Below are 15,591 nucleotides of genomic sequence, written 5' to 3'. Positions count from 1 at the left end.
TGCTGTTCTGGTAGGCGGAATCCGGTTTCCGCATCAGGGCAGGGAATTGCGCAAATTGGGAGGGGGATCATCCTTCCGGTTGAATTCGGAATAAAAAAACCGTTCCATTTGTCGCAATGGAGTGTCCTGGTTGAAAATCCGCTGGCTGCCCGTATGGATGCGTTCTACAATCTGTCTGCGCCATGCATGGTCGGCGGTGATCCGGAGGGCAATCCGTATGTAGTCCTCTTCGTCCCGGGCGATCAGCTCATTCAGTCCCATGTATTCCAGCATTCCGCAGCTTTGTCGTCCACGCATGAATTCTCCCGGCAGGGTGACAACCGGCAAGCCGCAGGCGAGCGCATCCAGCGTGGTGTTACCGCCGGACCAGTGCAGGGTATCGAGCATGGTATCGCACAGCATGTTGATGCGCAGGTAGTCATCGTGTTCCACAGGTGGCAAGACGATGCTCCGCCCTTGTGGTCTGAGCCTGCGTGTGTGCATCGCCTGCGTCAGCCGGGTAAGCAGGGTGCGGGTAATGTTGGGGTGGCGGCCGGCGAACAGCACGAGTACCCCGTTCGGGTCGCGTTCAAGAATTCTGGCCAGGATGGGGTCGTTGTCCGGGTGGATTTTGAATAAGGATTGAGGGCAAAGATACAGTGTCCTGCCTTCTGGCAGCGCAAAATCTGCACGCCGTGCCGGTGTGGGCAGAGGAGGCTTTCGGTAATGCGTGCCAATTCCGTCAAGTAATATCAGTTTTTCGGAATAATGCGGAGCAGCGTTCGCGGGTTCCAGTGCGGCGCTGGAAAAATAATAATCCACATTTGCATGGCCGCTCGTTACAGGATGCCCCCAGCCGGCGCATTGCAGTGGCGCCAGGCGCATGGCAGCCAGCAGGAAGCTGGTGTTGTCCATGCCAAGTTCCGGGTAAACCAAAATATCCAGGTCGTCCGCCAGAACAGTATCGGCGATGGTGCCAACCGGGATGCGACCCGCGACCGGCTGGCGGAAATGGTCGCTGGCGTCGATGATTTCCTGCGTGACCGGGTCGGTTTCCGGACGGGTATAATAAATGAAGATTTCAAATTGATTGCGGTCAAGCAATGTGATCCAGCTGCGGAAGTACATTCCGACCGTACACTTTCTGAAAAAACTGGATAAATAACCAATGCGGAGGCGGCGGCCTGCCTGTGGTTTTTTGATGCGCGGCTGCATGAAGCGGGGAGCGATGATTTGCAATATTCTGGCGACGAAGCGGGCATAGTCTGTTTGCAGAGGCTTGTCGTCCATGCCCTGGTAGGCGAGGTAAAAATTGCTCCAGCGCAGCTCGTTCAAAAGTTTTTCGGACGGGTTTTGGGAAACAAACTCCGGAACCCGAAAATGCAGGGTTTCCAGCCCTTTGGCAAACCTTTGGCGCGTGGCCAGCAGTTCATTCTTGTTACCGTAGACCGCGGGTAGTGAAAGCAGGGCTCCAAGGGCTGATTTTAGCTCGTGGGGGTTAAGGGCCTGCGCCTGACGATAGGCAGTCAGAGTCGGGCCGATCCGGCCCTGTTCCCAGAGTACCCGGGCAAGCTTGTTGAGTTCCGCTCCGTTTTTTCCGGGTTTTCGTTGGGCTGCGTAGGAAAAACTGGCTTCCGCTTCATCCAGTTTCCCCAGCTGGAACTGAATGGAGCCCAGATGGCCACAGGCCTGAAGGTGATCCGGTTTCAGGCGTAACACTTGCTGGAAATGGGTTTCCGCTGGAACCAGTTGCCCCATGTCCAGGTATGTCTTCCCCAGATTGAAATGGGCCAGGGCATAAGCAGGATTCAGTTGAACTGCCCGGGCAAACTGCTGTTGTGCCCCGGCAAGATCTCCAAGCGCGCGTAGTGTTGAGCCCAGGTTGTTATGCGCCCCGGAATAATCCGGTTTGTGCAGAATGGCGTTGTGGAAATTCGCGGCGGCCTGCTCAAAATTTTTTTGGTCATGCAGAATAATGCCGATATTGTTGTATGCTTCGGCATAATCCGGTTTGAGGCGGATTGCCTGCTGCAGGCTGTTGAGAGCCTCGTCTCTCCGGTGCAGATCTTCCAGTGTGATTCCGCGCAGGAAATAATGGCGCGCTTCCTGTGGTTCATGGAGGATGGATTGTTCAAGGCAGAGCAGTGCCAGCGGCAGGCGCTGGTATTGCAGTGCGATTGCCGCTGCCTGTGGCAGCGCTTTGGGATGGCTGGCCAGAATCTGCCGGAATATCGCTTCCGCGGGTTGCAGCTGGCCGCCTCTTAGTAGCCTGGCTGCCCGGGAAAGGATGTCTGTGCTGTTATCGGTCATGGCACAAAGACGTATCCATTTGCATGGTCAGGAATGCTTCGAGCTGACGCACGGGTGACTCATCGGAAAAGAGTGTGTCACTGTTCTGGGCGATGCGTTGCGCAAGTTGCGTGCGCCAGGCGTGATCCAGTCCAAGCCGGGTTGCAATTTCAATGTACTCCTGCGGTCCCTGCGCGATCAGTTCATCCATTCCCATATATTTCAGCATACCGTAACTCTGGCGCCCGCGCATGAATTTACCGGGGAGGGTTACCACGGGTAGGCCGCAGGCCAGCGCATCCAGCGTGGTGTTGCCACCGGACCAGTGCAGGGTGTCCAGCATGACGTCACATAGCAGGTTTATGCGCAGGTAATTTGCATGTTCCATGCGCGGCAATATTTTGATCTGGCCCGTTTTTTTTATCCCGGCGTCGTCTAGGGTGGTTTCCAGCCTTTTCATGAATGCGCGGGTGATGGACAGGTCGTTTGCCTGAAAGAATACAAGAGAAGCATTCTGGTTGCGTGCCAGTATTTCGGACAGCAGCTTATCGTTATCGGGGTGAATTTTGTATAGCGACTGCGGACATAGATAGAGAATGCGTTCTTCCGGTAGTGAAAAATCAGACCGTTTTGCCGGGGAAGGGGGGGGCGGTTTGGAATAACAGGTTCCAATTCCACTCAGCAGGATCAATCGTTCGCTGTAGTGATCCTGCGCGTTTTCAGGTTCCATCAGTACGCTGGAAAAGAAACAATCGATATGGGCATGACCGGTCGTGACCGGATGCCCCCATGCAGCACATTGAACAGGTGCGAGGCGCATGGCGGACAGAGTGCATGTAACCGGATCCATGCCAATTTCCGGATATATCAAGATGTCCAGTTGATCCTGTTTGATTTGCCTGCCGATATCCTCAGCGCTGCCTCTAGGGAATGCAGCGTGATCAGAGGAGCGGGCAAGCTCTTCGGTTACGTGGTCCCGGATGCTTCCTGTGAAATAGCAAAAGATATCGAAGGTTTCCCTGTTCAGGGAGGTGATCCAGCTTTTGAAATAGGAACCGACCGTGCAATTGCGCAGGAAGCTGGAAAGAAATCCGATGCGTATGCGATTCCGGAGGGGGCCTGGGTTTTTCCTAATGGGTCGCATTAAATCTGGAGCTGCGCTATGTACAATTTTTGCCACAAAGCGTGCATATTCCGTTTGCAGGAATTTGTCGTCTTCGCCCTGATAGGCAAGGTAAAAATTTGTCCAGTTCAGCCCGGACAAGAGCTCTTTTGACCCGGATTTGATGAATGTTTCCGTGTTTGCATGCAATTTTTTCAGGCCCTCGGCAAACTGCTTCCGGGAAGCGGACAGTTCCGCCAGGCTGGAATAGATTGTGGGCAGGGTCAGGTGTGCGCCGATGCAGGCTTGCAAATCATTGGGTTTCAACAGCCATGCGTGTAGATAAACCTTTCTTGCTTCTGTGTGCCTGCCTTGCCCCTTCAGGGAATAGGCCAGTCCTTGGAGTGCCGGTATATGGCGGGGATCAAGCCGAACCGCCCATCGCATTGCTTGCTCGGATTGTTCCATTTTTCCCTGTGCAAGCAGGGTATGCCCCAGGCCAATGTGGGCATCGATACCGTCAGGATCAAGCTCCATGGATTTCTGGTAGCATTTTGCGGCCTCTGTGAATTTCCCCTGGGATTGATACAGATTGCCGAGATCATTCCATGCGTGCGAAAAACCAGGGTCGAGCTCAAGGGCTTTGCAGAAACCCCGGGCTGCCTCGTTGATCTTGCCCTGTATCCGCGAAACGGTTGCGAAGGCACGCCAGTAGTGCGGCTGTTTGGGATCCGCCTGCAGCGCCCGGTTAAAATATTCTGCTGCCAGGTCGAAATTTTTTGTACGTAATGCTTTCGATCCTGAAGAATATTCAGGCGCGCCCGGCGCATCCGGATGCGCCGGGCGCTGCCTAGTGGGTGTTCCGAGTATCCTGGAGGATTTTTTATGCATGATGGGAAACACGGTGCATGATGGAAAATAAAGATTTTCATGCATTCCCGGATGAATTGCATAAAAAATTTCCCTCCAGGAATGCTGACCCGGGGAATATGCAATGGGCCGGGCAAGCTATGTTTGTAACGAACATCTTGGCACCGGTGGCCGGCATCGGGTAGGTGCCTTGGTCATTCTGTATTACTTTCGATGCTTCAACTGTGCCTGAAGTATGCCGACTCCTGAATAGCAAAGTTTGCGTATATAATTGGCCTTGACAGGTTTCCGTTGCGACAGGCAGGTGGTTGTTTTTCCATGAATGAATGGAACGAGACGCATTTTTATTGCCACCATGTTTATAGCGTTGTGGGAATGCAGGGTTTTGGGAGTTGTTTCTTGCATGGCGCAACCTGCCAGTTTTTGTAAATTTTCAGTATAAAAATTATATCTATCCAGTATCCAATAATGAATCAGGCAAACCATATCGATCCTGCAGTACTCAATGTTCAGCCGGTTGCTGGAAGCTACCAGCCAGGCCAGATTGTAAACATCCAGATGAATCTGCGTGTCAGGAATATTTGTGTTTTTGATCCGGTAATTCGTTTATTTATTCGCACTGAAGGGGGGGATACCCATTTGGTTGGATCAGACACGCATCAAGGTGGAATATTTCTTCCATGGCTGCCCGAGGGGGAATATTTGTTCAGTTTTGAATGGCCCGTATCCCTTCCTCCGGGGAGTTATGAAATTGGGGTTGCTTGGGGGACGGTAAACAAGGTCCGCTTACCGGATTCGGTGCAAAAATTTTCCATACAGGGGACAGAACAGTCGCAGCAAGCTTTGGTGGGTACATGGAGACCCAGTCCTGAAACTGCATCCCGGATCAGCAAGTTGTCATGGAACGAGGGTATGACAAATTGGTTTCATCGTCATTTTTGCCACGCTGCAAAAGTAATTGGTGAACTTTGTCTCGCTAATTCGGAAAAGCTTCGCGGCAGGATTCTGGACATTGGAGCGGGAGAGGGAATTACCGATTTGAGCATATTTTTGCGGTATCAGCCGCAAGAACTGGTCGCAATGGATATTGTGGATTATATAAATGAGTTACCCAGGATTGCCAGGGAAAATGGATTGCCGTTGAATAACCGGCCGGACAATTTCACTTTCCTGCAACATAGCTGTGAGGATATCCCATACCCGGATGCCAGTTTTGATGTTGTGATTTCCTGGGGATCGCTTGAGCATATTGCGGGCGGATATCGAAAAGCGCTGGATGAAGTATACCGGGTGCTAAAGCCGGGAGGGCTGTTTTTCGTTGCTCCGGGTTTGTACTACTCGGCATATGGCAGTCATCTGGGCGAGTTTGATTCGACTCCGCATCTGCATTTGCGAATTCCGGAGGCGCAGCTGAAAGAAATGGTAATGACTACCATGCCAACGATTATGGATCGATCGGGCTTTGATGTTACAAATGAAGACTACTGGCGCTTTTATAAAGAGCTGAACCCCATTCGTCTTGCGGATTTTGAAAAAGAGTTGCGTGGCTATGGTTACATCATACTTCGTGCGGCAGTGAGGACCAGCGATATAGTGGAATATGATGAGGCCCTGCAGCCATACAGCATCCTTGATCTGGCGGTAGAAGAGCCCTACATCGCCCTTAAAAAGCCGGAGGTCGGCTGTAGTCAGAACTAGCTTGTCCGGTTGGTTGCATATTTCCTGAATGCTTTCCTGCGTGGCCCGATCAGAGATGTAGTCAGGATATCAGGGGGATTCCTGACTTTTGGTTTGTTCTGCCCGGTTTGTGCAAACTGGATGCAGAATAGATGTTATCGCAGTTTCTTCACGTTCCTTTTCTTGTTGTGATTATCCATGACCGCCAGGGTTCCGGTGTTTGAGTAACCCCTGCCTTTTTTCTTGCCGGCGGATAACCATATATTCAGTTTTATAAAAAAGTTCTTGACAACCTGTCGGTCTTAAAGATACATTAGTAATGAATCTTTTAAATCTGGGTGAAGAAGATGGCAATTTATCTGAATAAAACGATGGTATCTGCTTTGAAAGGCTACATCAGTCTGGTCTTTTTTCTTGGATTTCTTACGGTATTTTCCACCGCAAGCTGGGCTGAGCAGCGTGAATTCAGTCTGAGCATTGAGGAGGTGGTGATTGAGGTGGCTCCGGGCTTCACCAATAAAGTATTTGCGTTTAATGGACAGGTGCCTGGGCCTCTCATTCATGTTAAGGAAGGGGATGATGTGATGGTTCATGTAACCAACAATACCACTCTTCCTCATACCATTCATTGGCATGGCGTTAACCAGGTTGGCAGCTGGCAGCATGATGGAGTGCCAGGAATTACGCAGGAGGCGATTCAGCCCGGAGAATCCTATACATACAAGTTCAATATGGATCGCCCGGGAACTCTTTGGTATCACTGTCATGTGGATGTTTGGGAGCATGTGGCGTTACGCGGAATGTGGGGACCATTGATCGTTGACCCTAAAAATCCGAGCGCGCTGGAGAAAGAGGTTACCGTGGATGCTGTCCTGATGATGAGTACGTGGCAGTCTCCATATGGCGGAGTGTATGGCAAGGGCGGAAGCCCACAGGATGTTTCGGATTTTTTCTCGGTAAATGCAAAATCTTTCCCGTTTACGCAGCCGATCAGGGTCAAGAAGGGAGATGTCCTGAGAATGCGGTTTATTGGTGCAGGGGATGAGACACATCAGATGCATATGCACGGCCACGATATGCTGGTTACGCATAAAGATGGTTATCCATTGGCCAGCCCCTATTACGTGGATACGGTTCCGCTTGGACCAGGGGAGCGCTATGACGTAATCGTCAGGATGAATAATCCGGGGCTTTTCATTATGCATGATCATGTGGACAAGCACATGTCCAACAATGGTGCTTCGATGGGGGGGCCAATGACGGTCTTTGAATATGATGGTGTCAAAATGAATGAAAGCTATCCATGGAAAAACAAAGTGTATGACCCTAACTTTTTCTATAGCGTTTCGCTTAAGCAAGGATACGGGATTTTTAACAGTGCACCCTTCATGGGAAAAATTGTAGAACAGGGGAAACGAAGGAGATAGATATGATGCGTATGGTTATGGTTGTTTTGCTTGCTTTTTCTGGAACAGCCTTGGCGGAAGGGGGGATGCTGCAGGGCAGTTGTGCCGCCTGTCATAACATTACAGGGCCGGCAGCCCAGACGTTGAAGGACGCCTTTGCAAAAAAGGGACCGGATCTCTTTTATGCGGGTAATAAATACCGACAGGAATGGTTGGTTTCCTGGCTGCAAAAGCCTGCTCGAATTCGGCCGGCTGGGATGTTTTATGGCGGGCATGTCAAGACTGGGAGCAAGGGGGATGAAATTGATCCATCTACGCTTATCAGCCATGTTGTCCTGTCCAAGGCGGATGCAACGTCCGTGGCGGCTGAACTCATGAAGTTAAAGCCACATAATGACCTGATTGCTAAAGAGAAGATCGAGCCAGGATCGGTACCCAGGCAGATGGGGGAAATGGCTTTCAATAAATTCCTGGGCTGTATGGCATGTCACCTGATCGAGCCAGAGTATGGTGGTTTTTCGGGGCCGGAGCTCTATACGGCTGCCAAGCGCCTGCAACCGGAGTACATGGCGAGCTTTATCAGGTCCCCCCAGGCATGGGATCGTAAATCAATGATGCCGAACAAGCAGTTGTCAGATGGGAATATACAAAAAATGGTTCATTACCTTGAAACACTCAGCAAGGAGGGGACAAATGGTAACTAAATTATTCTGGTTGGCTTTATTTGCAGTGTTCTCGGTTTCGGTTCACGCCAAGGAAACGGCTGAAGACAACTATAAGGCATATTGCACCCAGTGTCATGGGATAGAGGGGAACGGAAAGGGAATAAATGTCAGGGATATGTCGGTGGTTCCTCGTGATCACACGGATGCGAAATCCATGTCAGGCCGTTCGGACGAAACGCTTTTCAAGGCAATTAAGGAAGGGGGGGCATCCATTAGTAAATCAGTTTTGATGCCTCCCTGGGGGGCAACCTTGAGCGATGAGGAAATTGAGGATCTGGTGCAGTACTTGCGCATGATGTGTAAATGCAAGATGAGTTAGCAGCCGTAATTAAGCTGCATTTAAAGGGAGATTGTTGGGAAGCTGTTAGTTGTATATTTTATTTAACTAGGGGGATAACATGAGTAAGCTTAAGAGTGTAACCATTGTGGCTATGATGATAGCCGGGGTGTTTTCGGCGCAGCAGGTCCTTGCAAAAACCGTCAAGGTCACAATGACGGCGATGGAGGTTGATTTGCCGGTGAATAACAAGGGTGATGTAAAAATGGCAGCCTGGACATTCGATGGCTCTATCCCGGGAAAACCTGTTCGGGTGGAGGAGGGCGATACAGTCGATTTTACGCTGGTCAATCCACCTGAAAATAAAAATTCGCATGCCATGGATTTTCATGCAGCCCAGGTCGATGTGTTGAATGAATTTGCTGAAGTCAAGCCTGGACAAACCAAGACATTCAAGTTTGAAGCCAAGGTTCCTGGCGTGTTCATGTATCACTGTGGTGCAGGCCCAATGGTTCAGCATATTGTCAAGGGAATGTACGGGGTGATTATTGTTGAACCAAAGGATAAAAAGAATTACCCCAAAGCAGACCGTGAATATGTGTTGATACAGCAACAATATTTCCCCGATACGGAGAATCTCAATGCCTTGCTTGAGAATTCCGGCTGGAAAGGTGCGATGATCAATGGGAAGATGTTCCATTACGACCCGGTTCATGAGCCTAATGCAACTCAGGTGCTGGAATCCAAACCGGGTGAAAGGGTTCGTATCTTCTTTGTAAATGCGAATATCAACAACCCGGTTGCTCTACATCCAATTGCAGGAATCTGGGATCGCGTTTATATCAACGGTAATCCGAAAAATACGCTGTATGGTATACAAACCTATAATGTGGCTGTATCGGAAGGAAGTACTTTTGATATCGTTTCTCCGGCAGACCGTCCTACCAATTTCGCAATTGTGGATCATGCCATGGGAGCAGCGTTGCGCGGCGCAATCACGGTGTTGATGAACAAGCCTGATGCAGATCCCAAAAAAGGTCATGGTGACCAGATTCTGATCCGATAAATTTCATCCGGCTGCCTGAAATCGCGATGGCAGCCAGAATGAAAGGGAATTCTGGAGGCGGCGGGTGCCTCCTCTTGTATTTGGGTACATCAAAATGCAGGATAATTTTCAGATGAGCTAGCTGGAGCGGGAGTTTATGGCATACCGGCATTATGTCTGGCCATGTTTCATGTCAGAATTTTATGGTACAAGAAAATATCAAAAAAGATATGCATGGTTTTTGCGTTGACTGGAAGTAAACGCTGGAGTAGAGTGAAGCTTCCAGTTGTATAGGAATTTAATAACCTGAATGATTATTAAATATAGAGTTGGCCTTGAAAGCCCATTAAAACAGGTTGTTCCATGCAGATCGGGAGGGAGTGCACCCCATTCTTAGCGAAAATGGATAGAAATCTGCCAATTAACCGGTAAATGGGCAATAATTGTATAGAAATCATCCAAACTTAATAATAAATTCACAAGGAGATTTAATTATGAAAGTTAGCAAAACTGGTTTTCTTGTTTCTGTTCTGATCGCTGCTGGGTTCCTGTCTGCACCTGTATTTGCAGCAGATAAAAACCCTCTGAGTGGTTATACCATCCATGTTGTGGCGCCACATGTTATGGATGGGGAGGTGATTGGCCCGTTTCATCATTATTGCAAGCCAATTAATGACGATGTGATTCAATGCATTTTGTTTGAGTCGACGGATCCCAATGCCCGTCTGACTGAAATTGAATATATGGTTTCCAAAAAACTTGCCAGATCGGCCATTCCAAAATGGTCTCATGTTCAGAATTGGCATGACCACAAGCAGGAGATCGAAACTGGCCGCGTTGCCATCGTGAACCCGACTGACCCCAAGGAAGTGAAAGGATTGGCGGATTATGTTGCGGATACGGATGGAATTATTTTCCATCTTTGGCCTAAAGATGCGCCCATTCCGGATGGTTCGGTCGGAATCCCTCAATCCGTGGGCCATTGGGAAGAGTTGCATGGAAAAATTAGCAAGGACAATACCAGAAAGTAATGCAACCGGCCTGGAATTAATAAGCGGGGTGGCTCCTGACATTTAAGATGCTTTGGATTGTGTAGAAAGAGGCACGGTGTTTGTCCTTAAATCAAGGATAAGCACTGTGTCTTTTGTTTTTGGTGAGATAGGAGGTTCCATGTTCTTTTTGAAGATTAGGTCAATAGGGTGTGCCATTCTTTTGTCTATATGTGGACAAAGCGCATGGGCTTTTCATAAGGATGTGTATGAGCCACGTGTACCCAATGAAATTCTTGCACAGGAGCAGCAAGTCAAAAGCCCGCATCCTGTAACACCGGAGCGAATTGAAGCGGGCCGGAGAGTTTATTTTGGTGTCGGTTTCTGTGTAACTTGCCATAGTAAGGATGGAACAGGTGTCAATCTGCCCGGGCATCCTCCACGTGATTTTACTGATGCGAAATGGCAGAAGCTTCGTACCGATGGTGAGCTTATGTGGGTTTTGAAAAATGGAAGCCCTGGTACCGGCATGCCTATCCGGGTCGGAACCGACATAACGGAAGAAGATGGATGGAATGTAATTCAATTTATACGGACATTCGGGGGAAAGTAGAGGGTCATTTTGGGTAAAATGGCATCGGTCATTTTTCAAACATCTGCTAAGTCCAAACTGGCCCACAGGTAAAGGAGCAGGTGAATGTATTTTCTGTATTCACTGTCAGGGTTGTCCTGGCCAAACCGGAAGAATCGTGCAGGTGGGATTTTGTGCTGTAAGTAAAGCCTATGAACAGTATGGATCAGAAAAAACAGAAGCACAATACGACGAAAAAAATAGCGACAGGAGTGTTACTGCTGGGGATCGTCATTCTGGCCGTATATTTCCTCAGTCAGCGCATTTTAATTACGTGGCGCCCGACACAAACTGAAGTGCCTGGAAACCATACTGTTCCAATATTGGAAATCGGGAAGTCCGGGCGGGAAAAAATCTGGATCTGTCCGATGCATCCTGAAATTATGCAGGACCATCCGGGTTCTTGCCCGATTTGCGGGATGGATCTGGTGCCTTCAAGCGGTGCATCCATGCATGATCACGGGGTTTATGTTGATACCGCTTCCATTCAGAAGCTGGGCGTCAGGTTGGCAACCATCCAAAAAACCCAGCTCAGCCAGGAAATCCGCACTTATGGAAGTGTAACAGTAAGCGGGGATTCCCTTTTTAATGTTCATGCCAAGGTTGATGGCTGGATCAGAAAACTGTACATCAATTCTGTCGGACAGCAAGTTCAGAAAGGACAGATTATTTATGAGATTTACTCGCCCGATTTGATTGCGCAGCAGAAAGATTATTTGAGGTATATGGTACGGCGTGACCAGACCTTGAAAACGATAGGTGACATTTCCCCGCTGACGGAAAATCCTTATGTGATGGATCTTCTGCAGGAGCTTTCCAGAGAGAGAACCAAATTCCTTTATAAGGACATAGGCATTGAATCGGTTCATCAGATTGAGAGTTCCAAGCAACCCATTGAGGTGGTAAAAATGCTGGCCGGACAGGCGGGCGTCGTGACGCAAATCAATGCCCGGGAAGGCAGTTTTGTCACGCCTGCTGACATATTATTCACTCTTGCCGATGTTACCAGAGTGTGGGTTGATATCGCGCTTTATCCTGACCAGGCTAGCCGGGTCAGGGAAGGAGATGTGGTAACGATCAGAAGCCAGAGCGGACAGGAATACCAGGCAAGGATCAATTTTATCAATCCGATCGCTGAAAATAACAAAATCAGTGCAAGGGTAACACTGAAAAACCAGGATCGTGGCTTGCGTCCTGGTAGCTTTGTTGACGTGATTATTCACGCTGAGCCGCATGAAGCTCTTGTTTTGCCACGCTCGTCTGTCATTCACTCCGGGAGCGGAAACTGGGTAATTCTGTCCAGGGGTAACGGACATTTTCTCCCTGTAAATATCGAAACCGGGGTAGAAAGCGGGGACTGGATCGAAGTGGTCGAAGGGTTGCTGGAAGGTTCGGAAGTTGCAGTAAATGGACAATTTCTCCTGGATGCAGCAGCATCGTTGCATGATGCTGCGCAGCGCATGCAGGAATCACACACGCACCAATGATTTCCCGCATTATTTCCTGGTCATTGCGTAACCACCTGCTGGTTGTATTGCTGGCAGCACTGATCAGTGCCTGGGGAATTTACTCCTTGCGGCACACCTCGCTGGATGCCATCCCCGACCTTTCCGATGTCCAGGTCATTATCAAAACCTCCTATCCGGGCCAGTCTCCGCAAGCGGTGGAAGACCAGGTTACGTATCCGCTGACATCGGCGTTGCTGTCCGTACCGGGGTCGACCGCGGTACGTGGTTTTTCCATGTTTGGCGAGTCTTTTATCTACATTATTTTCAAGGATGGAACGGATCCATACTGGGCGCGAACGCGTGTGCTTGAGTATCTTAGCCAGATGTCGGGCAAGCTGCCGGCGGGGGTTTCCCCTGCGCTTGGTCCGGATGCATCCGGGGTGGGCTGGATTTTTGAATACGCGCTGACCGATCGCCATCATCGGTATGACCCTGATCAGTTAAGGGCATTGCAGGATTTCTTCCTTAAGTATGAGTTGCAAAGCCTGCCTGGTGTGGCAGAAGTGGCAAGTGTCGGCGGCATGGTGCGGCAATATCAGATCGAAGTAAATCCGGATCGGCTGGCTGCGTATCGGTTGACACTTGATCAGGTTGCGCAGGCAGTGCGGGACAGCAACCTGTCCGGTGGAGGCTCTGTGGTAGAAATGGGACGTGCAGAATACATGATTCGTGCCAGCGGATATCTCAAAACCCTGGAGGATTTTCGCCAGATTCCGCTGGGTACAGATGTACGGGGCATACCAGTTCGTCTACAGGATGTGGCGCATATCCAGACCGGGCCGGAAGGCCGCCGTGGGGTGGCTGATCTGGACGGGGAAGGAGAAGTGGTGGGCGGGATTGTCGTGATGCGTTACGGCAATAATGCACTGGAAACAATAGAGCGGGTCAAGTCACGCTTGCAGGAACTGAAATCAGGTCTGCCTCAGGGTGTGGAACTGGTGGTGACGTATGATCGCTCCGGCCTGATTGAGCGTGCCGTTAGTACTCTGCGTGAGAAGTTGATTGAAGAGTCACTGGCAGTGTCGCTGGTATGCCTGTTATTCCTGTTCCATTTGCGTTCTTCGCTGGTGGCGGTGGTTACCCTACCTATCGGTATATTGGCTGCTTTTATCATCATGCAGCAACAGGGGGTCAGCGCGAACATCATGTCGTTGGGCGGCATCGCTATTGCCATTGGTGCCATGGTTGATGCTGCCATTGTAATGATAGAGAACATGCATAAGCACCTGGAGCGAGCCGGATCCAACCCGGATTACTGGCGTGTAGTGAAAGAAAGTTCGCAGGAAGTGGGGCCTGCCCTGTTCTTTTCTTTGCTGGTGATTACCATATCCTTCCTTCCGGTGTTAACCCTGGGTGGACAGGAGGGAAGGTTGTTTGCGCCTCTCGCGTATACAAAAACGTATGCAATGGCCGCCAGTGCATTCCTGGCGATATCGCTGACGCCGGTGTTGATGGCATATTTTATTCGCGGACGTATTCGCCCGGAACAGCACAACCCGTTAAATCGCATCTTGCAGGCACTCTACCGGCCAGTTTTGCTCGCGGCACTGGGCAGGCGCAAATTGACGGTGTTTGTCACGTTATTGTTGCTGATAACCGTGTCATGGCCGCTGCAAAAACTGGGCAATGAATTTATGCCGCCACTGTATGAAGGCGATCTGCTTTATATGCCTACGACGTTGCCGGGCTTGTCTGTGGATGAAGCGGTAAATATTCTGCAAATTACAGATCGCCTGATCAAGGAATTGCCGGAAGTCGAGCGGGTGTTTGGCAAGGCCGGGCGGGCAGAGACCGCAACCGACCCTGCGCCGCTCTCGATGCTGGAAACCACAATTCTGTTAAAACCGCGTGATCAGTGGCCGCCAGGTGAAACGGTAGAGCAATTGATACACAAGCTTGATGAGCAGGTGCGCTTGCCAGGGCTTACCAACTCCTGGGGCTACCCGATCCGCACCCGTATAGACATGCTTGCCACAGGGATCAGAACCCCGCTCGGGATAAAAGTAAGCGGACCGGATCTCGCTGGCATTGCTCAGCTAACCCAGGAAATAGCTGTAGCAGTCAAGAGCGTGCCGGGTACACGTAACGTGTTTGCGGAGCGTACCACGGGAGGGCGTTATCTGGACATAGATATTAATCGGGCCCAGGCCGCTCGTTACGGGATAACCGTGGCGGACGTGCAACGTCTTGTTCAGGGGGCGATTGGCGGTGAGAATATTGGTACGGTTGTGGATGGGCGTGAGCGTTTCCAAATCAATCTGCGTTATCCTCGATCGCTACGTGATTCCCTGCAGGCATTGGCGGCTATCCGAATTGCCCTGCCTTCCGGGGCACAGGTGCCCTTGGGCGAATTGGCACACTTGCATTTCAGCGAAGGAGCCTCGGAAATTAAAAGCGAAAATGCGCGCCTGACTGCTTATGTATATATCGATATCAGCGACCGGGATCTGGGGGGGTATGTGGATGAAGCAAGGCAGGTACTGGAGAAATTGGTGAAATTGCCGCCAGGTTATTCCATGGCATGGTCGGGTCAATATGTAAACTTGCAGCATGCCAAAGAACGTATGCAGTGGGTCATCCCGCTTACGCTGATGCTTGCGGTTCTGTTGTTGTATTTGCATTTCCGCCATTTCGGGAAAGTGCTGCTGGTATTGCTGTGCCTCCCGTTCTCCCTGATAGGAGGATTCTGGCTGGTATATGCGCTGGGATATAATTTTTCCGTTGCCGTGGCGGTGGGTTTCATTGCCCTGGCTGGAGTGGCCGCAGAATTTGGCGTGGTTATGCTGCTGTATCTCGATAGCGCCATCGAAGATTTGCGGGCTGCGGGGCGCCTGAATAATCGCAAAGATTTGCACCATGCCATCATTCAGGGGGCACTCATGCGGATTCGCCCCAAAATGATGACGGTTTCAGTGATTGTTGCAGGTTTGCTGCCGGTCATGTTCAGCCAGGGAGCCGGTGCAGAAGTGATGAAACGGATTGCTGCACCGCTGGTCGGAGGTATGTTGACTGCCCCGCTGTTGTCGCTGATTGTGGTGCCCGTGCTGTATTCGTGGTGGCAGGGGCGAAACCTGGCTGAGAACTGATGCGGGA

At 50.4% G+C, this 15,591-nt stretch carries 11 protein-coding genes; 9 read left to right on the top strand and 2 right to left on the bottom strand.

Features of this window, described 5'->3' with window-relative positions; genetic code table 11:
- Positions 1–33: 33 nt before the first annotated feature.
- Positions 34–2,289, bottom strand: coding sequence for an O-linked N-acetylglucosamine transferase family protein (locus tag KJA68_RS01185; protein WP_213035093.1), 2,256 nt, complete (start codon positions 2,287–2,289; stop codon positions 34–36).
- Positions 2,279–4,261: an O-linked N-acetylglucosamine transferase, SPINDLY family protein gene (locus tag KJA68_RS01180; RefSeq protein ID WP_213035092.1), complete on the bottom strand. Its 1,983-nt coding sequence runs from the start codon at positions 4,259–4,261 to the stop codon at positions 2,279–2,281. Before KJA68_RS01180 ends, KJA68_RS01185 begins: the two co-directional genes overlap by 11 nt.
- 447 nt (positions 4,262–4,708) lie before the next feature.
- Between KJA68_RS01180 and KJA68_RS01175 the strand changes: the two genes are divergently transcribed.
- The 9 genes from KJA68_RS01175 (at position 4,709) to KJA68_RS01135 (ending at position 15,584) form a co-directional block, all read left to right on the top strand.
- Positions 4,709–5,938, top strand: coding sequence for a methyltransferase domain-containing protein (locus KJA68_RS01175; RefSeq protein ID WP_213035091.1), 1,230 nt, complete (start codon positions 4,709–4,711; stop codon positions 5,936–5,938).
- Positions 5,939–6,264: 326 nt separating this feature from the next.
- Positions 6,265–7,344, top strand: a complete 1,080-nt coding sequence (locus KJA68_RS01170) for a multicopper oxidase domain-containing protein (RefSeq protein ID WP_246487013.1) — start codon at positions 6,265–6,267, stop codon at positions 7,342–7,344.
- A gap of 2 nt (positions 7,345–7,346) precedes the next feature.
- Positions 7,347–8,027 (top strand): c-type cytochrome, encoded by a 681-nt coding sequence (locus KJA68_RS01165; RefSeq protein WP_213035090.1) that lies wholly within the window; start codon positions 7,347–7,349, stop codon positions 8,025–8,027.
- Positions 8,017–8,367 (top strand): c-type cytochrome, encoded by a 351-nt coding sequence (locus KJA68_RS01160; RefSeq protein ID WP_213035089.1) that lies wholly within the window; start codon positions 8,017–8,019, stop codon positions 8,365–8,367. Before KJA68_RS01165 ends, KJA68_RS01160 begins: the two co-directional genes overlap by 11 nt.
- 79 nt (positions 8,368–8,446) lie before the next feature.
- Positions 8,447–9,391: a multicopper oxidase domain-containing protein gene (locus KJA68_RS01155; protein ID WP_246487012.1), complete on the top strand. Its 945-nt coding sequence runs from the start codon at positions 8,447–8,449 to the stop codon at positions 9,389–9,391.
- 473 nt (positions 9,392–9,864) lie between these two features.
- Complete coding sequence (locus KJA68_RS01150; RefSeq protein ID WP_213035088.1) at positions 9,865–10,401, top strand: DUF1264 domain-containing protein; 537 nt, start codon at positions 9,865–9,867, stop codon at positions 10,399–10,401.
- 139 nt (positions 10,402–10,540) lie between these two features.
- Positions 10,541–10,972 (top strand): c-type cytochrome, encoded by a 432-nt coding sequence (locus KJA68_RS01145; protein WP_213035087.1) that lies wholly within the window; start codon positions 10,541–10,543, stop codon positions 10,970–10,972.
- A gap of 170 nt (positions 10,973–11,142) precedes the next feature.
- The gene (locus KJA68_RS01140; protein ID WP_213035086.1) at positions 11,143–12,477 is read left to right on the top strand and encodes an efflux RND transporter periplasmic adaptor subunit; all 1,335 of its coding nucleotides are present in this window, start codon (positions 11,143–11,145) and stop codon (positions 12,475–12,477) included.
- The gene (locus tag KJA68_RS01135; RefSeq protein WP_213035085.1) at positions 12,474–15,584 is read left to right on the top strand and encodes an efflux RND transporter permease subunit; all 3,111 of its coding nucleotides are present in this window, start codon (positions 12,474–12,476) and stop codon (positions 15,582–15,584) included. The genes KJA68_RS01140 and KJA68_RS01135 overlap by 4 nt, the downstream gene beginning before the upstream one ends.
- Positions 15,585–15,591 lie beyond the last annotated feature (7 nt).

The organism is Candidatus Nitrotoga fabula, from assembly GCF_905221025.1.
GTDB classification, from domain to species: Bacteria; Pseudomonadota; Gammaproteobacteria; order Burkholderiales; family Gallionellaceae; genus Nitrotoga; species Nitrotoga fabula.
The sequence above is the reverse complement of the archived record's forward strand: the minus strand, read 5'-3'. Positions and strand labels throughout refer to the sequence as shown.